Source organism: Bacillus sp. FSL R5-0654 (assembly GCF_038008745.1).
GTDB classification, from domain to species: Bacteria; Bacillota; Bacilli; order Bacillales; family Bacillaceae; genus Bacillus; species Bacillus safensis.
The window spans coordinates 3160426-3185100 of the sequence record NZ_JBBOZV010000001.1 but is presented as its reverse complement, the minus strand read 5'-3'; the positions used below and the strand labels follow the sequence as shown (position 1 = coordinate 3185100).

Annotated in this window: 24 protein-coding genes and 1 tRNA gene; 20 read left to right on the top strand and 5 right to left on the bottom strand. The window is 42.9% G+C overall.

The window, feature by feature from the left end:
• Positions 1–24 precede the first annotated feature (24 nt).
• From rapZ to NSS76_RS16325, 5 genes are read left to right on the top strand one after another with little or no spacing between them, the layout of a single operon-like run.
• Complete coding sequence (gene rapZ, locus NSS76_RS16345; RefSeq protein ID WP_024423552.1) at positions 25–912, top strand: RNase adapter RapZ; 888 nt, start codon at positions 25–27, stop codon at positions 910–912.
• Entirely contained in the window at positions 913–1872 is a 960-nt protein-coding gene (locus NSS76_RS16340) for a gluconeogenesis factor YvcK family protein (RefSeq protein ID WP_024423551.1), read from the top strand.
• A gap of 17 nt (positions 1873–1889) precedes the next feature.
• Positions 1890–2840, top strand: a complete 951-nt coding sequence (gene whiA, locus NSS76_RS16335) for a DNA-binding protein WhiA (RefSeq protein WP_024423550.1) — start codon at positions 1890–1892, stop codon at positions 2838–2840.
• Between the two features lie 26 nt (positions 2841–2866).
• On the top strand, positions 2867–3124 hold the full coding sequence (locus NSS76_RS16330; protein ID WP_024423549.1) for an HPr family phosphocarrier protein: 258 nt from the start codon (positions 2867–2869) through the stop codon (positions 3122–3124).
• A 38-nt stretch (positions 3125–3162) separates the two neighbouring features.
• Positions 3163–3906 carry an arylamine N-acetyltransferase family protein gene (locus NSS76_RS16325; RefSeq protein WP_198456577.1) on the top strand — a complete coding sequence of 248 codons (744 nt, stop codon included), beginning with the start codon at positions 3163–3165 and terminating at the stop codon, positions 3904–3906.
• A gap of 53 nt (positions 3907–3959) precedes the next feature.
• On the opposite strand, the gene NSS76_RS16320 is transcribed toward NSS76_RS16325, so the two are convergent.
• Together NSS76_RS16320 and NSS76_RS16315 are read right to left on the bottom strand one after the other, a co-directional pair.
• Complete coding sequence (locus NSS76_RS16320) at positions 3960–4448, bottom strand: ribonuclease (RefSeq protein WP_024423547.1); 489 nt, start codon at positions 4446–4448, stop codon at positions 3960–3962.
• Positions 4449–4625: 177 nt separating this feature from the next.
• Positions 4626–5603, bottom strand: coding sequence for a 2-hydroxyacid dehydrogenase (locus NSS76_RS16315; protein WP_151862869.1), 978 nt, complete (start codon positions 5601–5603; stop codon positions 4626–4628).
• 553 nt (positions 5604–6156) lie between these two features.
• Here NSS76_RS16315 and NSS76_RS16310 point away from each other — a divergent pair.
• On the top strand, positions 6157–6738 hold the full coding sequence (locus NSS76_RS16310) for a beta-class carbonic anhydrase (protein ID WP_341082461.1): 582 nt from the start codon (positions 6157–6159) through the stop codon (positions 6736–6738).
• Positions 6739–6775: 37 nt separating this feature from the next.
• Entirely contained in the window at positions 6776–8398 is a 1623-nt protein-coding gene (locus NSS76_RS16305) for a SulP family inorganic anion transporter (protein ID WP_216099894.1), read from the top strand.
• A 26-nt stretch (positions 8399–8424) separates the two neighbouring features.
• Here NSS76_RS16305 and NSS76_RS16300 read toward each other — a convergent pair whose 3' ends face one another.
• Entirely contained in the window at positions 8425–8766 is a 342-nt protein-coding gene (locus NSS76_RS16300) for a MazG-like family protein (protein WP_341082460.1), read from the bottom strand.
• A gap of 137 nt (positions 8767–8903) precedes the next feature.
• On the opposite strand from NSS76_RS16300, the gene NSS76_RS16295 reads away from it, so the two are divergent.
• Positions 8904–9482, top strand: a complete 579-nt coding sequence (locus NSS76_RS16295) for an LOG family protein (protein WP_341082459.1) — start codon at positions 8904–8906, stop codon at positions 9480–9482.
• A gap of 61 nt (positions 9483–9543) precedes the next feature.
• Here NSS76_RS16295 and clpP read toward each other — a convergent pair whose 3' ends face one another.
• The gene (gene clpP, locus NSS76_RS16290) at positions 9544–10140 is read right to left on the bottom strand and encodes an ATP-dependent Clp endopeptidase proteolytic subunit ClpP (protein WP_024427684.1); all 597 of its coding nucleotides are present in this window, start codon (positions 10138–10140) and stop codon (positions 9544–9546) included.
• A 253-nt stretch (positions 10141–10393) separates the two neighbouring features.
• Between clpP and NSS76_RS16285 the strand changes: the two genes are divergently transcribed.
• From NSS76_RS16285 to abc-f, 8 genes are all read left to right on the top strand, one after another.
• Positions 10394–10469: transfer RNA gene (locus tag NSS76_RS16285), tRNA-Arg, on the top strand.
• A 578-nt stretch (positions 10470–11047) separates the two neighbouring features.
• Complete coding sequence (locus NSS76_RS16280; protein ID WP_341082458.1) at positions 11048–12217, top strand: macrolide family glycosyltransferase; 1170 nt, start codon at positions 11048–11050, stop codon at positions 12215–12217.
• A gap of 120 nt (positions 12218–12337) precedes the next feature.
• Positions 12338–13978: a nickel ABC transporter substrate-binding protein gene (gene nikA, locus NSS76_RS16275; protein ID WP_341082457.1), complete on the top strand. Its 1641-nt coding sequence runs from the start codon at positions 12338–12340 to the stop codon at positions 13976–13978.
• A 15-nt stretch (positions 13979–13993) separates the two neighbouring features.
• Entirely contained in the window at positions 13994–14923 is a 930-nt protein-coding gene (gene opp1B, locus NSS76_RS16270; protein ID WP_341082456.1) for a nickel/cobalt ABC transporter permease, read from the top strand.
• A 5-nt stretch (positions 14924–14928) separates the two neighbouring features.
• Entirely contained in the window at positions 14929–15816 is an 888-nt protein-coding gene (gene opp1C / locus NSS76_RS16265) for a nickel/cobalt ABC transporter permease (RefSeq protein ID WP_341082455.1), read from the top strand.
• A complete protein-coding gene (locus tag NSS76_RS16260; protein ID WP_341082454.1) occupies positions 15779–16597 on the top strand; it encodes an ABC transporter ATP-binding protein in 819 nt (272 codons plus the stop codon). Before opp1C ends, NSS76_RS16260 begins: the two co-directional genes overlap by 38 nt.
• Entirely contained in the window at positions 16591–17361 is a 771-nt protein-coding gene (locus tag NSS76_RS16255; RefSeq protein WP_073207507.1) for an ABC transporter ATP-binding protein, read from the top strand. The genes NSS76_RS16260 and NSS76_RS16255 overlap by 7 nt, the downstream gene beginning before the upstream one ends.
• Before the next feature lie 332 nt (positions 17362–17693).
• On the top strand, positions 17694–19253 hold the full coding sequence (gene abc-f, locus NSS76_RS16250) for a ribosomal protection-like ABC-F family protein (RefSeq protein ID WP_341082714.1): 1560 nt from the start codon (positions 17694–17696) through the stop codon (positions 19251–19253).
• 217 nt (positions 19254–19470) lie between these two features.
• On the opposite strand, the gene NSS76_RS16245 is transcribed toward abc-f, so the two are convergent.
• Complete coding sequence (locus NSS76_RS16245; protein ID WP_149126266.1) at positions 19471–20880, bottom strand: polysaccharide deacetylase family protein; 1410 nt, start codon at positions 20878–20880, stop codon at positions 19471–19473.
• Between the two features lie 322 nt (positions 20881–21202).
• Here NSS76_RS16245 and NSS76_RS16240 point away from each other — a divergent pair, with 322 nt between their 5' ends.
• From NSS76_RS16240 to NSS76_RS16225, 4 genes are all read left to right on the top strand, one after another.
• Positions 21203–22231 carry a FecCD family ABC transporter permease gene (locus NSS76_RS16240; protein ID WP_024426099.1) on the top strand — a complete coding sequence of 343 codons (1029 nt, stop codon included), beginning with the start codon at positions 21203–21205 and terminating at the stop codon, positions 22229–22231.
• Positions 22228–23229, top strand: a complete 1002-nt coding sequence (locus tag NSS76_RS16235) for a FecCD family ABC transporter permease (RefSeq protein ID WP_270127022.1) — start codon at positions 22228–22230, stop codon at positions 23227–23229. Before NSS76_RS16240 ends, NSS76_RS16235 begins: the two co-directional genes overlap by 4 nt.
• A 17-nt stretch (positions 23230–23246) precedes the next feature.
• Positions 23247–24146, top strand: coding sequence for an iron-hydroxamate ABC transporter substrate-binding protein (locus NSS76_RS16230; RefSeq protein ID WP_370880892.1), 900 nt, complete (start codon positions 23247–23249; stop codon positions 24144–24146).
• Positions 24147–24290: 144 nt separating this feature from the next.
• Positions 24291–24515, top strand: a complete 225-nt coding sequence (locus NSS76_RS16225; protein WP_024423530.1) for a phage holin — start codon at positions 24291–24293, stop codon at positions 24513–24515.
• Positions 24516–24675 lie beyond the last annotated feature (160 nt).

Below are 24675 nucleotides of genomic sequence, written 5' to 3'. Positions count from 1 at the left end.
CATAAAGAAGGAGAGGAAGCAGGCATGAATACACACAAACAAGAAGATATTCAGCTTGTGATTATTACAGGAATGTCAGGTGCGGGGAAAACCGTCGCCATTCAAAGCTTTGAAGATTTAGGCTACTTTTGTGTTGATAACCTGCCGCCATCACTTTTACCGAAGTTCTTAGAGCTCATGAAGGAATCGAATTCCAAGATGAGCAAGGTCGCTCTTGTGATGGATTTACGCGGACGCGAATTTTTTGACAGCTTAATTGCCGCGTTAGATGAAATGAGTGATCTTGACTGGATCACGCCAAGGATTCTATTTTTAGATGCAAATGATAAGGTTCTTGTCTCAAGATACAAAGAAACGAGACGTTCGCATCCCCTTGCGACAACAGGTTTGCCGCTTGAAGGAATTGCAATGGAGCGCGAGCTGTTAGAGGAGTTAAAAGGCCGGTCTCAAATGATTTTTGATACATCGGATTTAAAACCAAAACAGCTGCGAGAAAAAATTGTCACGCACTTTGCCACGAATCAGGGGCAGGTGTTTACAGTAAACGTGATGTCCTTTGGCTTTAAATACGGTCTGCCGATTGATGCTGATCTTGTCTTTGACGTGAGATTCCTGCCGAATCCTTACTATATTGAGAGCATGCGTCCACAGACTGGAAACGATGAAGAAGTGCGCTCCTATGTGATGAAATGGACTGAAACACAAAAATTCACAGAGAAATTAATTGATCTCCTCAGCTTTATGCTTCCGTCCTATAAACGAGAAGGAAAAAGCCAGCTTGTGATTGCCATCGGCTGTACAGGCGGACAGCATCGATCTGTGACACTGGCCAACTATTTATCGGAGTATTTTAAAAACGATTACTATACACATGTCACTCACCGGGACATTGAAAAGAGAAGCAGAAAATAGATGACGACACTACCAAAGGTGGTCATTCTTGGCGGCGGCACTGGCTTATCTGTTTTGCTCAGAGGGCTTAAAACGAAGCCGGTGGACATTACCGCTATAGTAACGGTTGCTGACGACGGAGGCAGCTCAGGCAGACTGCGGCATGATTTGAATATTCCCCCTCCAGGTGATATTCGAAATGTCCTTGCGGCTCTCTCTGATGTTGAACCGCTTGTAGAAGATTTATTTCAGCACCGTTTTAACAAAGGGAATGACTTAACAGGCCACTCACTCGGCAACCTCATTCTTGCGGCCATGACAAATATAACCGGTGATTTTTTTCATGCCGTCACTGAAATGAGCAAGGTTTTAAATGTGAGAGGAAAAGTATTGCCAGCAGCGAACTCAAGTGTTGTTCTTCATGCGGAATTAGAAAATGGGCAAATGGTGACAGGAGAATCGAAAATTCCTACCTATGGTGAGCGAATTAAACGAGTGTTCCTCACACCCGATACGATTGAACCGCTGCCAGAATCCATTCAAGTCATTCGTGAGGCGGATTTAATCGTCATTGGGCCTGGCAGCCTGTATACGAGTATTTTGCCAAACTTGCTTGTCCCGCATATTGGAGAAGAAGTGATTCGCTCTAAGGCGAAAAAAGTGTATATATGCAATGTCATGACGCAGCCGGGGGAAACGCTTTCCTACAGTGCAGCTGATCATGTTCAGGCATTAAATGATCATATGGATCGTCCATTTATCGATACGATTTTTGTGAACAATAAAGAAATTCCAGAAGAAATCAAAGCAAAATATGCAGAAGAACAGGCACAGCCTGTCCAATTCGACACAGATGCACTGAAAGCAATGGGACTAGAAGTGATTCCAGGAGAAATCATTACATATGACCAGCATGTCATTCGTCATGACACGCTGAAAGTAGCCTCGCTGCTTGTCGATCTGCTGCAACAGAAAAAATAGGAATGGGGGTGGCAAGGATGTCATTTGCATCCGAAACAAAAAAAGAGCTGACTAATCTGGACGTGAAGGACTGCTGCACAAAAGCAGAGCTTTCTGCCCTCATCCGTATGAACGGTTCATTATCTTTCTCTAATCGAAAATTGATTTTAGATATACAGACAGAGAACGCAGCCATTGCAAGACGGATTTATACGCTGCTCAAAAAGAAATACGATGTGACAGTCGAACTGCTCGTCCGTAAAAAAATGAGATTGAAAAAGAATAACGTGTATATTGTCAGACTGGTAGAACGAGCGAAAACCATTTTAGAGGATTTGAAAATATTAGGTGAGCAATTTGTATTTGAGCGCAATATTTCAGAAGAACTTGTGAAGAAAAGATGCTGCAAGCGCTCCTATATGAGAGGTGCTTTTTTAGCAGGCGGTTCTGTGAATAACCCAGAAACGTCCTCCTATCACCTTGAGATTTTTTCACTATATAAAGAACATAATGATGCCCTTTGTGAGCTGATGAATCAATTTCATCTCAATAGTAAAACACTTGAGCGCAAAAAAGGGTACATTACGTACATGAAGGAAGCAGAAAAAATCACGGAATTCTTAAGCGTTGTGGGTGCTCATAACTCACTGCTCCGCTTTGAAGATGTGCGGATCGTCCGAGATATGAGGAACTCCGTCAACCGGCTCGTCAATTGTGAAACAGCAAACTTGAATAAAACGATTGGTGCATCACTGCGTCAGGTCGAGAACATTCAATTCATTGATGAAAAAATTGGACTTGACGCCCTGCCGGAAAAGCTTCGTGAAATTGCCAAACTGCGAGTCGACTATCAAGAGGTCACGCTGAAGGAACTTGGAGAAATGGTGGAAAGCGGCAAGATCAGCAAGTCAGGGATTAACCACCGTTTAAGAAAGCTAGATCAAATCGCAGAACAATTACGAAACGGACAAGCTGTTACACTCAAATAGGAGAATGAAAAAGGGAGGCAGATCATATGGTGGAAAAAACGGTCACCATCCAGCTGAAAACAGGCTTGCAGGCACGTCCAGCTGCTTTGTTCGTACAAGAAGCCAATCGCTTTGGTGCTGATATTTTTCTAGAGAAAGATGGGAAAAAAGTCAATGCGAAAAGCATTATGGGTCTCATGAGTCTTGCGATCAGCTCTGGGGTTACTGTCACACTGATTGCAGATGGTGCAGATGAACAAGAAGCCATTGAGGCGTTAACAGATTTTATCAATCAAGAAAACTGAGTCTCTTCAAAGGCTCAGTTTTTTTAGGAGGGAATGTCATGATTCAATCAGCTTTTTTACAGAAGGTCGGATATGAAGGCCAGTCCATCACCTTTAAAGACTTGCCTGTATTATTAAAAAAAATGGCCTATACCTTTCCATTCGAAAATAGATCTGTTTTGAACAAACAATCCTACGCTTTGAATCAAGAAGGATTGAAGCAGCATCTTCTTGAAGAAAACAGAGGAGGTCTTTGTTATGATCTCAATCCTCTCTTATACTATGTGTTAAAAGAGGCAGGGCTCTCTGTACAGCTTCTTCAAGGCACAGTGTATAACAAAGAAGCGGATACGTGGGCAATTGATGGCACGCACGTAGCCATCATGCTGAAGCATCACAACGAACGCTTCCTCATTGATGCGGGATTTGGTGTGAATTTACCTCTTCAGCCTGTGCCTTTTACAGGAGATTGGGTGGAAGGAGCGTCAATGAGGTTTCGCGTCAAAGCTGAGGAAACCGAAAAAGGGACACATCTGCTCCAATTAGATAAGGGAGATGGCGCTGAAACAGGCTATGCTTTCACATTGAACGAGGTGGACGAGTCTGTATTAGCCCAAATGAGACACGAGATTTATGAAAATGAATCCTCTCCATTTAACAAAAGACCGCTTGCGTCAAAGCTCACGCCAACAGGACGTGTGATCGTTACTGAGGATCATGTCACCACACATGAACACGAAGAAGTGTCGAAAAAGCCGCTGCCGATTCCTTTTGAGGATTACGTAAAAAAGCTTATACCGTAAACCACCATATGAAAAGACAGCCCCAGATCAAATAGGGCTGTCTTTTTTATTGATTATCGAATACGTGTGAAAGTCGCATAATGGTCTGTTGTTTTGTAAATGAGCCAGTCGCTTGAATACACAAGACGGTCTGCATTGCGGAAGCCTGAAACGTAGTTGATGTCTGCCTCACGCCATGTTCGGCCGCTTGCTGAAGGAAGACGTCCCTCCCGGTTTGAGAAAATATCTCCACCAATGCTTTTACCTGGCGCCACTTCTGCTAGATTTCCCTTTGATGCCACCCATCCGAGAGCACTTGCTTGTGATTTTGTAATGTAGTTATCAGGCAGTCGTTTGTAGCGAATTAAATAATCTGCTACACCATCAAACGTATTAATGACGGCAAGGGTACGCACATCTGGCGTGAGCTGAATAGAAGCAGTTTCAGTTGTGGCTGTTGGTGTAAGAGGTGTTTCTGCATGAGCTTGCTGCGGGACAAATCCAGAAAACAGAATAGCAGCGATCAGAGCGAACATAGTAAAAACCGAACTCAATCTTTTCATCTTCATCCTCCTATTAAGGAAATCGGATGCCGTCCTCTTGATGCTTGTCTAGCTCATATTATAGCACCCGAACATGAAGGAAATGTAAAGAATCAGGATCTTTGCTAAAATGAGTCTTTTCTCCTGATGTCTCCTAAAGAAATAAATAAAAAGACGCAGTCTCTGCGTCTTTTCAGTTCAAGATGAAGCAAGCTCCTTCACAACATCAACAGGCGCCTTCCCATCTATTCCATGAATCACATTATGAATGGCTCGTTTCAGCATGAGATCCCTTGTTGTTTCAGTAGCGGAACCGATGTGAGGAGCTAGGGTGACATTGTTCATCTCTTTGAAAGGATGATCCTCTTGAAGCGGTTCCTGCTCATACACATCAAGACCAGCGCCTTTGATCCATCCTTCCTGAAGTGCTTGAATGAGGCTTTTTTCATCCACTGTTTTCCCGCGGGAAATGTTTACAAATAAAGCCGTTTGCTTCATTAACTTCAATTCTCGTTCCCCAATCATATGATATGTTTCCTCGGTCAGCGGTGTAATCAACACGATGATATCAGCTTGTTTTAAAAGATCATCAAGTGCACAATAGACAGCGCCATACGCCGATTCAGCCTTTTCATTCCGGCTTCGGTTATGATAAAGAACGTTCATATCAAAACCATGTGCTGCCCGTTTGGCCACTTGTTCTCCGATACGTCCCATGCCAATAATACCGAGCGTTTGGTGATGGACGTCGATGCCAAAGATCTCTTCTTCCTGTACGAATTTCGTCCATTTTCCTTCACGGATAAAACGGTCAAGCTCGGCGATTCTTCGTGCAGAGGAGAGAATGAGCGAAAAGGCAAGGTCAGCCACGGTATGATCGAGCGTATAAGGAGTATGCGTACCAATCACGCCTCTTTGCCTCATCGCTTCTATATCAAAATTGTCATAGCCGACAGAGTTATTGCTCACCACCTTGAGTTTTGGTGCGTGATCTAACAGCTCTTGATCGATTTTTGTTCCAGACGTTAAAAGACCATCAGCGTGCTGCAGCTTCTCAAACAACATGTCTCTTGGAATAGGGTCTTTGGATTGCCAAACCTCGTATGTACAATGTTCCTTTAGCATTTCCTCAAAAGAGGCAGGCAAGGGTTTGGCGACAAAAATGTGTGGTGTCACAGTCAATTCGCTCCTTTCACTTGGTCATCTTACTCCTTTTATTATAAAGCAACGATTTCGGCAGAACACGTTTGAATGTTAGCAGCTCAATATTTAATATACTGAAATAACGGTAAAGAAAGACGTTTTCTTAGTGAAAAAGTAGATTCTTATGCCATCTGATGCATTTTTTATCTATATAAAAATAAGCTGATAGTAGATGAGACATGTGAAATTGCAAAAATTTACGAGAGATTATCTGACAAACTGGAAAATAGATCGAGACTTTTTGATAGAAAATTTATTATATTTGAAATGTATTAAACGGGATGATCATTTTCTACTAAACCATTTTATTGTCTTTTGGTGTGATGAGAACAATAGATTGAAAACAAACCCGCGAAGCCGTTGGGATGCAGCGTAAAATAGAGAAAATGATGATATTTCTTCTCATCGTTTTCTCATTTTTTTCTTTTTTTTCTATCATTTTTCTTCTCTATTCTTGAGAACACAAGAAAGAAAAGGAGGACAGACACGAGCTTACGTTACTTAAAAAAAGATGGGAGATGGCAAAATGGAGTCAAAATTAGAACAGATTCTTCAGCACAATTCAGAGTTTGTGAATGAGAGACATTATGAGGCTTACAAAGCGGGTAAATTTCCTGAGAAAAAACTGGTTATTTTAACGTGCATGGATACCCGTCTTTTGGAATTATTGCCGCAATCTATGGGTCTGCGCAATGGGGATGCAAAAATCATTAAGAATGCAGGCGCCATCGTGACACATCCGTTCGGCAGTGTGATGCGGAGTATCCTGCTAGCTATCTATGAACTAAAGGCAGAGGAAGTATGCATTGTAGGGCATCATGAATGCGGAATGGCAGGTCTTGCGGCGGACCCTTTACTTGAAAAGGCGAAAGCACGCGGAATCGAAGAGAAATGCTTAAGCATTGTGAAAAACTCAGGAGTTGATTTAAAGGGCTGGCTGACGGGCTTTGATTCAGTTGAAGAAAGCGTGGCCCAAAGTGTGAAATTAGTGAAAGAGCATCCACTGATGCCAAGTGATGTGGCAATTCATGGACTGGTGATTCACCCAGCGACAGGAAAGCTGGATATCGTAGTAAAAGACAAACAAATTGACCCACAGTATACCTAAATCATCTACACATACTTGAAGGAGGCCAACACATACCATGCGTTTTTATGGAAGATTTGAAGGGTACAATTCATCAAAGTTTAGACGCGATTTAATCGCTGGGCTTGTCGTGGGCGTTGTGGCAATTCCTTTAGGCATGGCATTTGCCATTGCATCTGGTGTCGGACCAGAATATGGATTATACACAGTCATCGTTGCCGGCATTTTGATTTCATTGTTTGGTGGTTCAAAGTATCAGATCGGCGGGCCGACCGGGGCGTTTGTTCCAATTTTATTCGGGATCGTCAGCCAGTACGGTATTGAAAACTTGCTCATTGCCGGTTTTATGGCAGGCTGTATGCTTGTATTATTCGGAATATTCAAACTAGGAAAGCTCATGAAATTTATTCCTCGTCCGGTTATCATCGGTTTTACTGCTGGCATTGCTGTCATTATTTTTTCAGGACAGATTGCCAACTTCCTCGGATTAAAGGGTGTTGAAAAACATGAAAGCTTTTTCCTCAATATGAGAGAAATTGTGGTCCATCTTGGTACCACAAACAGTCTGGCCATTATCACAGCCGTCATCGGGCTCATCGTGATTTTGGCGGCACAAAAATACATTCCCAAAATACCTGGTGCTCTATTAGGTTTATTGGCTTCTACGTTTCTAGCTGTTCTCTTTTTTCAAGGACAAGTTGAAACGATTGGCTCTGCATATGGTGAAATCCCTCGTCAGCTGCCAACCTTCGCTTTTCCTGAATTGACGATTGAAAAAATGATATACCTCCTGCCTCCAGCAATTGTCATTGCGCTTTTAGGCGGCGTGGAATCGATTTTGTCCGCAATGGTCGCTGATAATATGAAAGGCTCTAAGCATGACAGCAATAAAGAGCTTGTGGGGCAAGGAATTGCCAATATGGCGGCACCGCTTTTCGGAGGAATTCCAGCGACGGGAGCTATTGCCCGAACGGCAACGAACATAAAAAATGGCGGGGCAAGTCCGATTTCTGGTGTGGTGCATGGCGTTGTCGTCTTGCTGATCTTAATGGTATTTGCGCCGTATGCGTCGATGATTCCACTTGCTGCAATGGCACCGATTTTAATGTTTGTTGCTTGGAATATGAGTGAGAGAAAAGAGTTTGTCAATATTTTGAAAGTGAAAAATGCTGATTCGCTTGTACTGGTCGTGACCTTCCTGCTCACAGTGATCGGTGATTTGATTATTGGCGTCACTGCTGGTCTCATTTTAGCGTTTATCGCCTTTATCAAAAAAATGAGCCAGACGACCAATATTCATACAAATGTCGCCGTTCCTCAAATGGAAACAGCAGCTGCTTTAGAAAAACAGACAGAGGAGAAAGGGATCAGTATGTATTCCATTGAAGGGCCGCTCTTTTTCGGAACAACAGATTCATTAGAAAATTCGATATTGGATCATGTTCAAACAAAACCGAAAACGCTCATTCTGCTTATGAATAAAGTCAATTATATGGACACATCGGCAGAAGCGGTTCTAATGAATATCTCCAATCGGTTAAAGCATCATAATGGAAAGCTGATGATCGTTGGACTTCAATCACAGCCTAAGGAGCTTTTGCATCGAACAGGTCTATTCCATCATATTGGAAAACAGCATTTCTTTGAACGAACGGATGACATCTCACCACAGCATCTTTAAGGCGTAAAAAACACGTGACAGCTTGGTCACGTGTTTTTTACTGGCTCTTTTTCTCCAGAAAAACGCTTTGTGAGTTTTTGTTGATGAGCGCTGAAGATCTCTTCTACTGTGACATCATATTGATCCGCTAAAATGAGGAGATTTGCTAAAACATCTCCCATTTCTTCAATGAGTTCTTTCTTCAGCTCAGGTGATTCCTGTCTCTGCTCATCAGGCCGGTCTCGTCCGATTTCTATTGCTCTAACAGCACGAGCGAGTTCTCCCGTTTCCTCCATTAAGAAGCCTAACCGGATAAACGATCCGTATTCTGTCCAATTTCTCGTTTGATAAAAATTTTTGATCCACTTCTCCATCTCGATTGTTTGCATACTCTATCTACAGCTCCTTATATGGTATTCACTCTTTTGATTTTACACTATATATAGAAGAAACGGCTGTTTCTTTACAAATCATTATAGTAGAATGAGTGGGTGAAGAAATCATAGAGAGAGATGGAGCTGTTTTGATGAAAACGATTTGTGTGTTTGCTGGTTCGAATCCAGGTGTAAGTGATGTCTACAAACAAAAGGCTGTGGAGCTGGGTGCTTATATGGCGAAGCAGGGCATTCGTCTTGTTTACGGAGGATCGCGTATTGGGTTAATGGGCGCGATTGCCGATGAGGTCATGAGACATGGCGGGCAAGTGATCGGTGTCATGCCTAAGGGGCTTTTTAGAGGAGAAGTCGTGCATCAAGAGCTGACAGAGCTAATTGAGGTAACAGGCATGCATGAACGAAAAGCAAAAATGAGCGAGCTGGCCGATGGGTTTATTGCGATGCCAGGCGGCTTTGGTACATATGAAGAATTATTTGAGGTGCTGTGCTGGGCACAAATCGGCATCCATCAAAAGCCAATTGGATTGTATCAAGTAAATGACTACTTCAATCCACTCATAGACATGGTGAAATTCAGTGTACAAGAAGGTTTTTCGAATGAATCACACCTTCAATTGTTACATGCTTCGAGTGAACCGGAGGAATTAATCACGCAGATGGCTTCTTATCAAACACCGTCTCTTCAGCAGAAATGGACGGAGCTGTCTTAAAGTATATGTCAATCACAAAAAACCGTCTGTTCAAGGAACAGACGGTTTGGTGTTGTGATCATTATTTTTGGTCTTCTGTATTACGGGTCAAGACTTTGTCAATGAGTCCGTATTGAAGTGCTTCTTCCGCTGTTTTGAAGTTGTCACGATCTGTATCGCGCTCAATGACTTCAATTGGCTGACCAGTACGTTCAGCAAGTACTTGGTTCAGTTTATCGCGTAAAGAAAGGATTCGTTTTGCCGCAATTTCAATTTCTGTTGCTTGACCTTGGGCACCGCCGAGTGGTTGGTGAATCATGACTTCACTGTTTGGAAGAGCATAACGCTTACCTTTTTCTCCAGCAGCAAGCAGGAACGCACCCATAGATGCAGCCATACCAATACAAATAGTTGATACCTTTGGTTTAATAAATTGCATCGTATCGTAAATGGCCATACCAGCTGTGATTGAACCGCCAGGGCTGTTAATGTAGATAGAAATATCTTTTTCTGGATCTTCAGCTTCTAAGAAAAGCAGCTGTGACACGATGGAGTTGGCAACATTGTCATCGATCGCAGAACCAAGCATGATAATACGGTCTTTTAAAAGACGAGAATAAATGTCGTAAGCTCTTTCCCCACGATTTGTTTGCTCAATGACTGTAGGTATTAAATTCATAATGTTCCTCCTTCACCTTTTAGGTAAGTATGTAATTCAATGATACATTTTTGGTCAATAAAGGTCAAACAAAACGCTGACCTAAATTCAAATACCCCTATCCATTTTCCCCAAAATCATTCCACTTCAAACCATCATATTAGTGTATGAATACAAAGTAAGAAAATACATCATCAAGGCGAATGATTAATCATTGCTTTCTCGCAGCATTTCCCTTATAATTTGATATGCTGACGTTCAAAAAACATATCGTGCGCTCGTAGCTCAGTTGGATAGAGCGGTGGTTTCCGGTACCACGTCTGCCGGGGGTTCGAATCCCTCCGAGCGCGTATCTGACCTTGCTTACGATGTTAAGGGTCTTTCATGAACCCCTCTTCATATGGAGAGGGTTTTTGTGTTCATTCGGGTTTATCGTTCACTAGGGTGAGGGAAGTGAAACAGCAACATCTATCCGAATATAATAAAGTAACCCCCATTCTTAACATCAGAGAGGGGGTTATTGCTATAAAGGAGTTATTTGCTTTTCTCGCCTTTCCTGTAAATAGCCGCAGGTATAATTGTAAGGAGAACAATGATAAATCCAATCACGGATACAGTATTTTTTATTGTATTGTCATTCACGGTAAAGTTTGTCACGATCATTGCCGCTAGACAAAGAATGATAATTAAATAACTGTATTTCTCCAAGACTTTCACAAAATATCCCTCCAATATGAAGCAGAAAATAATATTATGACTAATTATACAAAAATATTGGATGTTTGCTCGTGAGAAGGCGTTATGTTCATGTCCCCCCATGAAATACTGGACGTAAGACTCATTTCTTCCCTTTTCAGGCGTATTTGTTGAGCCTGCTTGCTGTATATGATTAACATGGAAGGGAATTGACAATGAGGAGGGATTTCTTGTGGCGAAGATTTTATTGATTACGTTTCCAGCTGAAGGACATGTGAACCCTATGTTAGGAATGATCAAAGCATGGGCGGATCGGGGCGATGAAGTGCATGCGGTCACAACTGTACATTATGAGGAACGGATTAAACGCTTAGGCGCTCACGTACATATACATCCAGACTATATTCGGACATTACATGTGGAAGAAGGCGATTTAGATTCTATGCAGCCGTTCTTTCATGCCATGCTGCAAACATCATATGATATTTTAGAGGTGGTGGAAACACTTTCCGAGAAGCATTCATTTGATTTGGTTTACTTTGATATGTTTGGGGCAGGGGAGCTTGTTCGAGATTACTTGCACATTCCGAGCATTGGGTCCAACCCATCTTTTGTGCTGCAAGAGGCGCATTTTGATACACCGCTATACAGAAAGGATGAGAAAGCCGATCATCTGTTAGAAAAAATACAAGAGCGTTTTGGCGTTCAGCCAACACGTTTGATGCAATTTATGAAAAACCGTGGAGAACTGAATATCGTCTATACAAGTGAATATTTCCAGCCTTCTGTTGATTCATTAAACGATTCGTTTGTTTTCATTGGACCGAGCTTTCTAAAAAGAGCCGACCAGCATGATTTCCCGCTGGAAGCACTTGAGCAAGAAAAAGTCGTTTTTATTTCCATGGGCACCGTTCTTGGGGATACAGAAGCATTTTTTAATATGTGTATAGATGCTTTCGAAGACTTTGACGGAAAAGTGATTATCGCAACAGGTGAAAAAGTAGATCGTTCTCTCTTAAAAGAGGCGCCTGCTCATTTTCTGATCGAGCCTTATGTGCCGCAGCTTGAAGTGCTCGAACTGACAGATGTGTTTATAACGCATGGCGGGATGAATAGCGTCAATGAAGGGATTCATTACCACGTTCCGATGGTCGTCATTCCAGTCGATAAAGATCAGCCGATGGTGGCACAAAGACTGATCGAATTAACTGCTGCCTGTGCACTTGATAAAGATCAGCTGACACCAAAGCAGCTAAGAGAAACTGTTGAGAAGGTTTTAGGCAGTGACACGTACCGTGCGGGGATTGAGAAAATTGAAGAAAGCTTCCAAGCAGCAGGTGGAACAGAAAAAGCATTAAAGGTGATCGACCAATTCATACAAGCGAAACAGACTCAATCATGAGTCTGTTTTTTTTATGAAAAGACGTTGTATTTCCCATTTCTGTATGCTAATATTCAATTCGTAATCATTTCGATTAATAATCGTAATGATTACGAAAATGTTGAATTGGGGGAAGTACATATGAGTGATCAACCTGTTTACATAAAGAAGAAATATGAGAAAAGGCATCCCTACGTGACATACACCTTGATGCTGTTTTCAGTGATGGCTTGTTTTTTATTGGTCTCATGCTCTGAAAACAAAGCATCCTCCAGCAATGATAGAGAAGAAGATGAGCTCGTGTATGCAAGTACAAAAGATATCAGGGACATCAATCCTCATCTATACGGTGGAGAGATGGCTGCTCAAAATATGGTGTTTGAATCGCTTGTCGTCAATACAGAGAAGGGCGTTCAGCCTGCCTTAGCGAAAAGCTGGGACATATCAAAGGATGGAAGGACCTATACCTTTCATCTTCGAAAAGGTGTGACTTTTTCAGATGGTGAGCCTTTTAATGCAAAGGCAGTGAAATTGAATATTGATGCTGTCGTCAAAAATATTGAAAAGAACGCTTGGCTTAATCTCGTATCTGAAATCAAATCCACAAAGGCGGTAGATGACGATACATTTGTTCTCACGTTGAAAGAGCCTTATTATCCTACGTTAGAAGAGCTGGGCTTAACACGCCCCTTCCGTTTTATTTCTCCAAAAAGCTTCATTGATGGAACGACTGCAAAAGGAGTTAAAAGCTATGCAGGTACAGGTCCTTATGTGTTAAAGGAACATAAGAAAAATCAATATGCCGTTTTTGAAATGAATGACCACTATTGGGGGCAAAAGCCGAAAATTTCAACTGTGAAATGGAAAGTCATGCCGGATCACCAAACCATCTTACTTGCGCTTCAAAAAGGAGAGATTGATCTTTTATTTGGAGCAGATGGTGACATGATTGATGGAGACTCATTCCAGGCTTTAAAAGAAGCAGGGCAATATGGTGTCACCGTGAGCCCTCCTGTTGGTTCAAGATCGATTGTGATTAATTCAAACCAGCCAATCACAAAAGATCCGAAAATAAGAGAAGCTTTTCAATACGCCATTCAAAAGGACATGATCACTGAAGGCATTTTAAATGGAACGGAAAAGGTGGCACACACATTGCTTGCTCCTTCTGTCCCTTACGCAGATATTCCACTGAAAAAGAAAACTTATCAAAAGAAGAAAGCAGAGGCAATATTGGATGAGGCAGGCTGGAGGATGAAAGAAGACGGGTATCGCTATCAAAATGGCAAACTGCTGAGTGTGGCTATTTACTATAATTCCGATAATGCAGGGGAAAGAACGATCAGTGAATCGATTCAACAAGATTTCAAGCAGGTGGGGATCAAGCTGGATATTAGAGGAGAAGAAAAACAGGCATTCTTAGATCGCCAAAAAACAGGAAAGTTCGATCTGATGTACTCGCTGTCTTGGGGGCTTCCTTATGATCCACAAACTTATGTCTCTTCATTCCGTGTAGCATCCCATGCTGATTATCAAGCTCAATTAGGACTGAAAAAGAAAAAGTGGCTGGACGAGACGATTACGGAAGTATTAGTAGAACCAGATGAGCAAAAGCGGAAACAAATGTATCAAGAAATATTGACGTATATCCATGATGAAAATGTCTACCTCCCAATCTCTTATTCTGTGACAAAGGCTGTTTATAATAAGCGCCTGAAAGGCGTAGGTTTTCATGTGTCTCAGTATGAAATCCCATTTGACCGTATGTATTTTGCGTCATGAAACGGAGGCAGAGACATGACTCGCTATCTCTTAAAACGAATACTGATGCTTTTTCCGCTTATGATCTTCATCACCTTCTTTGCTTTTGTACTGCTGACGATGCGGGCAAGTGATCCAGCAGAGGTCGCTTTGCGGGTGAATCAAGTCACTCCAACAGAAGAAATGATTGAATCGATGCGGCAGGAGTTAGGCTTAGACCAGCCATTTTTCATCCGCTATGCCACATGGCTTAAAAATGGATTAACAGGTGATTTTGGCAGGAGCTATGTCACTCAGGAGCCCGTTTTTGATCTTATCATGGAGGCGCTGCCTGCGACATTGCAGCTTGCAGGAGCAGCGCTCTTTTTTATCATAGTGCTCAGTTTATTGTTCGGGGTGATCTGTGCATATGCTGCTCACACTTGGGTGGACCGTTTATTGAGAGCCTTTGTGTTTATCGCCGCTTCAATGCCTAGTTTTTGGCTGGGGATTTTGTTGATTTGGCTTTTTTCTGTCAAATTCAATTGGGTTAATACGAGTGGAATGGAAGGATTCAAATCGATTCTTCTTCCAGCTGTCACATTATCATTTGGCTACTTATCGACTTATGTGAGACTCATACGTAATCAAATTCTAAAATTTCAGCACGAGCCCTTTGTTTTTTATGCAAGAGCACGTGGTTTAAAAGAACGAACCGTTCAACTGAAGGTCATGAGGCATGCCCTGCAATTAGCGGTGACAGCACTTGGCATGTCTATTCCAAAGCTCATTGCGGGAACTGTTATTATTGAGAACCTTTTTGCTTGGCCAGGGGTTGGCCGGTTGTGTGTAACAGCTATTTTCCATGCTGATTTCCCCATTATTCAAGCCTATTTGTTTGTGATGGGGTTCCTGTTTGTTATGTGCAACCTCATTGCTGATGTGATGCAAATGACCATGAATCCGCAGTTGCGAAAGGAGGTCTGACAACGATGATAGGGTGGCATCAATTAAGAAAAGACCGTATGGCGATTCTTTCAATCTGGCTGTTAGTACTTGTCGCATTAGCTGGACTGTTTGCGCCAGTGTTAGCACCACATGACCCAACAAATACGAACATTCTTCAAAAATATGCCGGTATCAGTCTTACTTATCCACTCGGAACGGATCATCTAGGGAGATGTGTATTGTCTCGGCTTTTATATGGAATTCGGACAACAATGCTTGCGGCCATGCTGACGATGTGTATCACGATGCTCATTGGCAGTGCACTTGGACTCATGGCAGGGTTTTTTCGAGGAAAGGTGGATGGAGTTTTGATGAGGCTGTGTGATGTTATGCTTTCCTTTCCAGCAGAGGTGATGATTCTTGCGGTTGTGGGAATCCTCGGACCTGGACTATTCAATATTATTTTGGCGAATGTCCTAGCGAAATGGGCTTGGTATACAAGGATGATTCGTTCATCTGTCCTTCAATATGCGAATGAACCTTCTGTTCAGTTTGCAAAGGTGTCTGGCGGCACACCCTTTTACATATTGAGGAGACATCTATTTCCTCGGATTTCAGGAGAAATTGCTGTTTTTGCGACACTTGATGCGGGCTGGGTAATCTTAAATATATCAGCACTGTCTTTTCTTGGGTTAGGTGTGAGTGCACCTACACCAGAGTGGGGTATGATGCTCAACGAGGCGAAGAATGTCATGGTGACACATCCAGCCCATATGCTTGCGCCTGGACTTGCCATCTTGTTTGTGGTCATGGCGTTGAGCTTTTTAGGAGACAGCCTTCAGCATGCCGCGAATCCTGCCATGCATCATACCAGAAAGAAAGGGGTGATGCCATTTGCCTTTAATCGACGTAAAAAATCTGTCCGTACATGATCCACAGCAGCAAAAGAATATAGTGGCGAATATCACATTTTCTTTACATCAACAACGCTGTTTAGCCGTCATTGGAGAAAGTGGCAGTGGAAAATCAACTGTCGCCAAAGCGTTAATTGATCTTGTCGCCCCTTCGCTAGAAGTGGAAGGAACGATCATTTTTGACGGCAAAACATTAACAAATCAAGAAGCGCATCAATGGCGGGGTAAACGAATAGGTTTCATCTCACAGGATGTCATGAATGCATTCAATCCTATCGAAACGATAGGTCATCAAATGGTGGAAACATTTCAGCAGCATTTGGGCTTACGAGGGAAAGAAGGGAAAGCACATGCTATGGCTGGGCTTACACGTGTCCATTTAAAAAATCCATATGATTTGATGAAAAAATATCCGTATGAACTGTCTGGAGGAATGCTTCAGCGTGTGATGATTGGCATCACGATGATGCTTTCTCCAGACATGATCATTGCAGACGAGCCAACTGCATCACTTGATGCCTTTAATCGGCGTGAAGTCATCAGACAATTACACAGTCTAAAGGAAGAAACGGGTGTTACCTTAATCGTCATAACGCATGATCTAGGCATCGTTCAGGAAATTGCTGATGAATTGATGGTTATGCACCAAGGAGTAATGCTTGAGCATGGGTCAGCCAAGGAAGTGTTCACATCACCGGGGCATCCCCAAACAAAGCATTTACTTGAGACGAGGCTTCGATTATCTGCCCCTGCTGAAGCACTGCGGCAGCAGAAGAGAGTGGAGGCGTTTCTATGTTGATCACAGCTATCGATCTAGTCAAACACGGTGAGAAGAAAGGTCTTTTTTCAAAACAAAAGAAACCAAAAGACCGCATATCAAATGTTTCGTTTCAAATCGAAAAAGGACAATGTGCCGGATTAGTCGGTGAGAGCGGCAGTGGCAAAAGTACATTGGCACGTATCCTGCTCGGTTTAGAAAAAATAGATGGAGGCGAGGTACAGATTGATGGTATGACAGCTGACAAATGGCGGAGGGTGAATCGGGGGAAAATGAGTGTTGTCTTTCAAGATTATCTATCTTCTGTTCATCCCTCCTTTACGGTGAAAGAGATCATAGCAGAACCGATGCGTTTGTTAAAGCAGAATCAGAATATGGATCAGAAGGTTTTGTCATTACTTGAGCAAGTCAGGCTGCCCTCGTCTGTGCTGAATCAATATGCTCATCAGCTAAGCGGTGGTCAGCTCCAGCGAGTGTGCATCGCACGAGCTATATCAACGCATCCAGCCATTCTTATACTAGATGAAGTCTTGAGCTCACTGGATGTCTCTGTTCAAGTACAAATATTGGAGCTGCTTGAGACATTAAAACAAGAGCTAGACATGACCATGCTTCTCATTACTCATGATGTAGAAGCAGCGGTGTATCTATGTGACCGCCTTCTATTTTTACATGAAGGAAGCCTAGTGGAAGAATGCAAAAAGGACGAACTGTTTGAAGTGTCCCATCCATTTACACTCCAATTAATCGACTCACTTATGCCATTTCAGCTTGACAAAAAATAACCAATCTTTTATCGTATACGTAACAAACGACGGAAGGGTGACCCAATGCAATGAAGTACTAATCCTATGACCTGTAAGCAAAATGAACGAACGAAGGCAGTGAGCAAACGATCAGTTTGCCATGTTTGCTGCGTTTTCATTTTTTAGCTTCGGAATAGGATGGTACAGCTTGGGAATCAAAGAATGAGGTGCTTGATACGTGGGATGTGTGCGTTCAAATTGGAACGGCACACCATACTGGATCAATCCGCTTATTTTTGTACACCATTTTGCCTCCTATTCTGAGAATGGGAGGCTTTTTCATGTCTCCTGATACGAAAGGAGAGGATTGGATGTTATTAAAAGCCAATCAGTTAAAGGTATTTCGAAAAGATCGCTTGTTATTTGATATTGAGGAGCTCGCCATCCATCAAGGTGATCGCATTGGTCTTGTAGGGACAAATGGCAGCGGAAAAACGACTTTATTGCATGTGCTGGCAGGACAGGAAACACCAGACAGCGGCACGGTTGTAGCCACAGCGGTCTGTACGCTGCTTCCTCAATTGAAACAAGGAGACGGCAGACAGAGTGGCGGTGAAATGACCCAGACTTATATTGAAAGAGCATTAAGCCGGCCGTCTGCCCTTTTATTAGCAGATGAACCGACCACTCATTTGGATACAGAGCATATTGAGTGGCTGGAAGATAAGCTGCGTCATTATCAAGGAGCTCTCATTGTTGTTTCACATGATCGTGCTTTTTTAGATGCAATATGTACGGAGATTTGGGAGCTGGATCATGGGAAGCTTCATCATTACAAAGGCAATTACACATATTTTGCACAGCAAAAAGAGCTGGCACATCGTCAGCAGGTGGAAGCGTATGAAGCCTATACACAAAAGAAAAAACAGTTAGAGCATGCACTGGAAAAGAAAAAGAAAAAGGCGGACAAAGCGACAAAGCCCTCCCAAAAGGTGAAATCCTCAGGACCTAAAATTGCAAAGCCCTACTATGCAAATAAGCAAAAAAAACTGCAAAAAACAGCCAAATCCATTGAAACAAGGATGGAGAAATTAGAAAAGGTTGAGAAGGTAAAGGACATTCAGCCCATTCACATGACTCAGCATACGATGAAGGAAACAGCAAGCCGTACCATTTTGAGAGTAGAAAATGTAGATGGCAAGGCGGGAGATAAAGTGCTTTGGAGGCAGGCGAATGTGGAAGTGAGGGGCGGAGACAAGGTTGCCATTATCGGAAAGAACGGGAGCGGCAAAACGACATTTCTCCGTATGTTAGTGAATGGACATCCCGGCGTTACTCGCTCAGAGGCTGTCAAGCTAGCCTATTTTCGTCAGGATCTGTCAGGACTGAAGGTAGATGAATCGATTTTACAAAATGCGCTGAAAGAGGCGGTTCAAGATGAGACAGTGGTTCGAACGGTTTTGGCGAGACTAGGATTTAGAGGGGATGATGTGCACAAGCCTGTTGAGGTATTAAGCGGGGGAGAACGGGTGAAGACGATGCTTGCGTCCTTACTCGTCAGTGATGCCAATGTTCTCATGCTGGATGAACCGACGAACTTTTTAGATCTGGCGGCAGTTGAAGCACTTGAAGGTCTATTGAAGGATTACCCAGGTACCGTTGTGTTTGTTTCCCACGATCGCAGGCTGATTGAAGAGGTTGCCACTCGTATTTTCCATATTCATGAGGAACGTATTGAAGGATTTGACGGCACATATGAAGCCTATAAACAAAAGGAAGAAAAACCAGCTGTGACAAATAGAGAAGAGGAGCTTCTGTTAATTGATATGCAGCTGTCTGAAGTGCTCAGCCGTTTAAGTATTGAGCCCTCGCAAGAGCTTGAAGAGACATTTCAAGCATTATTGAAACAAAAAAAGTCTTTGGAGTCATAAAAGAAAACCCCTGTTTACTCTACAGGGGTTTCAGCGTGTAGACAAACCCTCGCATTCGTTGTCAGTCCTGCGTGCCGGTGCTCACGAATGTACAATTCGCTCCGCTCCGGTACTCGTCCTTCCTAGGGCTGCAAAGGTTTTCCATCACGCTGAAAAGAAGACAAAGAGCTAAAATCAAGATCATTTTAGCCCTTTGTCAACAATCTAAAACCCCTGTTTATTCTACAGGGGTTTGTTCATGTCGTTCTTTTTTTAATTGTTCAAGTTCACTCACTGTGACGAGCTGGTAGCCTTGTTTGGTGAGTTCGTGGATGATCTTTACGGCTGCTTGGGCTGAGCTTTCATAAATATCGTGCATTAACACTGTTCTGCCATCGGCTGCATGTGAGAGAACGCGGTTTGTGATTTGCTGGCTGTTGCGGATTTTCCAATCCTCTGGATCAACATCCCACAAAGTGACCTTCATCCCAATTGCATGATTGATATCTTGATTTGTACCGCCATATGGCGGTCTAAAGTGCGTAGGTGTATATCCGCTCGCTTTCTCAATCAGCTGCTGGGTGTCCTTCACTTGTATCACCGCTTCATCTAAAGGCAGTCTTGTTAATAAAGGGTGATTGTAGGAATGGTTTCCGATCTCATTCCCGCCTTTTAAAATATCGGCAAGCATTCCAGGGTAATATTGCACCCTGCTGCCTAATACGAAAAAGGTAGCATGTCCTTTATTTGCCTTCAGCGCATCTAAAATTTTTGAGGTTGTCGCTGGATTCGGTCCATCATCAAATGTGAGTGCGATGGCTTTTTTATTCGGGTCAAGCTTTGATTTTTGCGGCAGCTTAACGGCTTTTCTTTTTGGATTCGGTTCTTTCATTTCATTTTTATTTTTCAGTTTATCCATATATTCTGGCTTTAATATGTCCTTCAGCAATGTCTTTTTGATCGCGAGTGTTTGCGGACCAAGATCCTCTGCGGCTACTTGAGATGCAGGGAAATAAAATTCTACATATTTGTCTTTCAAGGCAAATTGACTGAAGTTTTGAGCATCAGGGGCTGTTCCTTTCTGAAGGAGAGGCTGATCCTTAGATAAGGTTTTATCCTTTCGAAGTTCCGTATATGTAATATAGGATAATTTCTTTAAATAATTGGTTTTAGGCAGAAATAGATCTTTTGTGTCAAGAAAGGTTTTTTTCTGAAAATCAAAGTTAATCGTGAGATGATTGGTGGTTCCATTTTGCTGGCCAGTATACGTATAGGTCGTAAAACGAATGGCAGCAGACTGCTTTGCATAATGCACCATTTCATAATCAATATTCAGTTCATAGCGTTTATGTTCATCGATATCCTTTGCTTCACTGAATGTTTTTTTGAAATGCTCTAATGCCGAATTGGCATAGCTTTGAATCTTGTCATCTAGCTCTTTTTGATGAAAAAGAGGATAGTTGACTGCATATCTCATAAATTTCCCGTCATTTACGAGAGTGACAATTTCTACGTTTTTATAGTTCGTATCCTGCTTTACATTTTTCTTCTCTGTACCGCTTGCTTGTTGATTTTGAAAGAAAGCAACTGCTCCAATGACGACTGCAAGCGCAAATAGGACGATACTCCATTTTCCCTTTACTGACACAACTTTCAAATCTCCTCTCATGACGGGTCATTCTTTATTAGTTTGACATCTGTTTGTAATATTTTTATAACATTTGACTTACTTTTGTAATTTTAGGGGATGTTCATGCGAAATGTCAACTATTTTCCTATTAAACTATGAGAAAAAATGATAGGCCGTTCTGAGCGGCAAAAAGAAATCTCCCCTCTCTGCCCTGCACATACCTTCATTAATTAAAAAATAGGGTGTACATTGATTTTTTAGAGGCTGGCGGCTATAATTTTGTTGATTATGATTCTCATTTTCAAACTGACTTTTAATGAAGAAAAGGATGACACCGATTTTGCAGGATAAGCGAAAACCTCAACAAAAACGATCATCACATATTCTGTTCTTTTTGATATTTTTTCTCGCCGTTATTGGATTAGCGGCTGCCATGTTTTTTGCTGTGTCATACGGTGCAAAAACATTGTCTCTGCAAACGGTGTGGACAGCTGTATTTGACTACCAGTCAAATGTTACAGAGCAGCAGATCATCCATGAATTAAGACTCCCTCGTGTTTTAGGGGCAGCTCTAGTGGGAGCGGCGTTTGCCGTAGCGGGTGCTCTTATGCAGGGCATCACAAGAAATCCACTGGCAGATGCGGGGATTTTGGGTATTAATGGCGGTGCGATGTTTGTGGTCGCTCTCTGTTTTGCTTTTTTCCCAGGAATGCCTTATTCGGCACTGATGTTTTTTTCCTTTATTGGTGCTGTGCTCAGTACGCTGCTGATCTTTGCGATTGGGGCGGCTGGCGGCGTATTGACACCGCTGCGTCTCACTGTAGCAGGAGCGGTTGTAGCCGCATTACTTCATGCGCTCAGCTCTGGGATCGCGATTTATTTTGACCTGAGTCAGGATTTGGCTTTTTGGTATGCAGGCGGGGTAGCTGGTGTGAAATGGCCGCAGCTGACGATTCTCGCTCCGGTTATTCTAATTGTGATCGTATGGGCAATGCTATTAGGTCGGTCACTTTCCTTACTATCGCTCGGTGAAGATACAGCGGCAAATTTAGGGGTGAAAACACGGCAAGTGCGAATACTAGGAATGACTGCTGCTGTGTTATTAGCAGGGGTTTCTGTTTCAGCAGTCGGATCGATTGGGTTTGTCGGTCTTGTCATCCCTCATATTGCACGAAAGCTTGTTGGTGTAGACTATCGTTTCGTCATTCCAATGTCAGCGATACTAGGCGCAATGCTGCTTGTCTTTGCAGACCTTGCCAGCCGTACAGTCAATCCGCCAAGAGAGCTTGCCATTGGCGTGATGGTGGCACTTGTTGGTGTTCCTTTCTTCTTATACATTGCCAGAAAAGAAGGGAGGAACCTGTCATGAGAGAGAGACAGCGTGCTCTTGTCGTGACACTCGTTTTGCTTTGCCTGAGTGCGGCTGTTGTGCTGTATAGTTTAAATACCGGTACGCTGAAACTAAGCCCTGTCATGGTCATCAAGACGTTATTTGGCTTTGGAGATTTCCAAAGTGAAACGGTGCTGTTTGACTATCGTCTGCCTCGAATTGTGGTGACGATGTTAGCTGGTATTGGTCTTGGCATTGCTGGCGGCATTTTGCAGAGCTTATCCCGTAACCCGCTGGCCGATCCTGGGATTATTGGATTGAATGCAGGGGCAGCCTTTGGCTTAATTGTGTTTGTGACATATTTTCACGCACTTGAAGGCAATCCGTCTCTTCTTATTCCGCTCTTTACGTTTGGCGGCGGACTGCTTGCGGCAGCTGTCATCGTGCTTCTTGCATATGACCGGCATGAAGGGCTTGTTCCTATCCGGCTGATCTTAGTTGGCATTGCGGTTGCTGCGGGATTTAGTGCACTCACCTTATATTTGTCATTGAAGCTGGATGAAGATACATACACGTTTGCTTCAAGGTGGCTTGTGGGCAATGTATGGGGGAGAGACTGGATTCATGTGCTGGCGCTTCTGCCTTGGATTGTATGCCTTGTACCGCTTACGCTGATGCAGACAAACACGCTTAATGCATTGACATTAGGAGATGCTGTCGCCTCAAGTGTAGGTGTACGTGTCCAGCGTAAACGTCTTCTCCTCTTGACCTTAGCGGTAGGCCTCGCGAGTGCAAGTGTTTCAATGACAGGTGGTATTGGCTTTATTGGTCTCGTCGCCCCGCATTTGGCTAGGAGGCTTGTCGGTTCACTGCATCAGTATTTTTTACCAGTTAGTGCGCTGCTTGGCTTGTTGATTTTAGTCAGTGCCGATACAATCGGACGTTCCATCTTTGCTCCAAATGCCATACCGGCGGGTGTGGTCGTGGCCTTTATCGGTGCCCCGTATTTTCTCTATTTATTAACTAAAACGAAATAAATATGAAAGAGGAACTCATCATGAAAAAACTACTAGTATTTGGATTAACGCTCTGTTTCTTGCTGCTTGCCGCTTGCGGACAACAGGAAACAAAGAATACAACAAATGAAAAGACCAATGGCACACCAAAGATTGCTTCCTTGTCTATTCATTTAACAAATGACTTGTTAGCACTCGGTATCAAACCGGCGGGCTCTGTTGTAGGAGGAGACTTAAAAGATTTCCTTCCACATGCGAAAAAGCAGCTGAGTCAGACGAAGAAGCTCGGCATTGCATCTGATCCAGATATGGAATCACTGCTTGCGTTACAACCAGATGTCATTTATGTTGATGAAGAATTAGCCGGACAAGACTTATCGAAATATAAGAAGATCGCCAAAACAGAAGTGTTTAATTTAAATGATGGCACATGGCGGGATCATTTGAAAAAAATCGCCAAACACGTCAATAAAGAAAAAGAAGCGGATCAATATATTAAGAATTACAATCAAGAAGCAAAAGAGGTCAAATCGCTCATCAAGAAAAAGATTGGAAACGGAAAAGTCATGGCGATCCGTGTGACAGCAAAGGAGCTTCGCGTATTTAGCATGAAGCGCCCAATGGGTCCTATTTTATACGAGGATTTAGGCCTGACACCTGTCGATGGTGTGAAAAAGCTGGACAGCAAGCGCCCATTTGAAGTGATTTCTCAAGAGGTTCTTCCTGATTATGATGCTGATGCGATCTTTGTCGTTGTCAACCGTGATGATAAAGCGCAGCAGGCATTCAAGCAATTAGAAAAGACTCCGATTTGGAAGGGTCTAAAAGCAGTCAAGAAAAACCAAGTCTATCCGATTGCCGATCAGCCTTGGCTCGATTACTCAGCTCTAGGCAATAAAATGGCATTGGATGAAGCAAAAGAGATGTTTTCTAAATAAATAGCTAATGAAATCAGGCATCATTCCGCATATAGGAATGATGTCTCTTTTTTTGATTCGTTCTTCTATTCATTCGGCTGATGCATACATATGAGAGAGAACGAGCAATACCGCCCGTGAGAAGAAGAAAGGGAGGGGTTACAGTTGGAGGTTCAAAAAATTAGTGCAGGTACGATTGCAAGGCTTGTGCTGCTTTTACTGGCGCTTGTTAACAGTGCGCTAACTGCTGCGGGAAAAAGCCCAATTCCTATTGATGAAGAAGGCGTTCAACAATTCATCACACTGGCCTTTCTGGGAATTACATCACTATGGGCCTATTGGAAAAACAATGATATAACGAAAAAAGCACGAACAAAAAAAGAAGAATAACAGAAAAAAGAGCCTTTCATGAATCAAAGGCTCTTTCAGCGTGCAGACAAACCCTCGCATTCGCCCGCAGGTCTGCGCTCCGGTGCTCACGAATGTTTCAATTCGCTCCGCTCCGGTACTCGCCCTTCCTAGACTGCAAAGGTTTTCTATCACGCTGAAA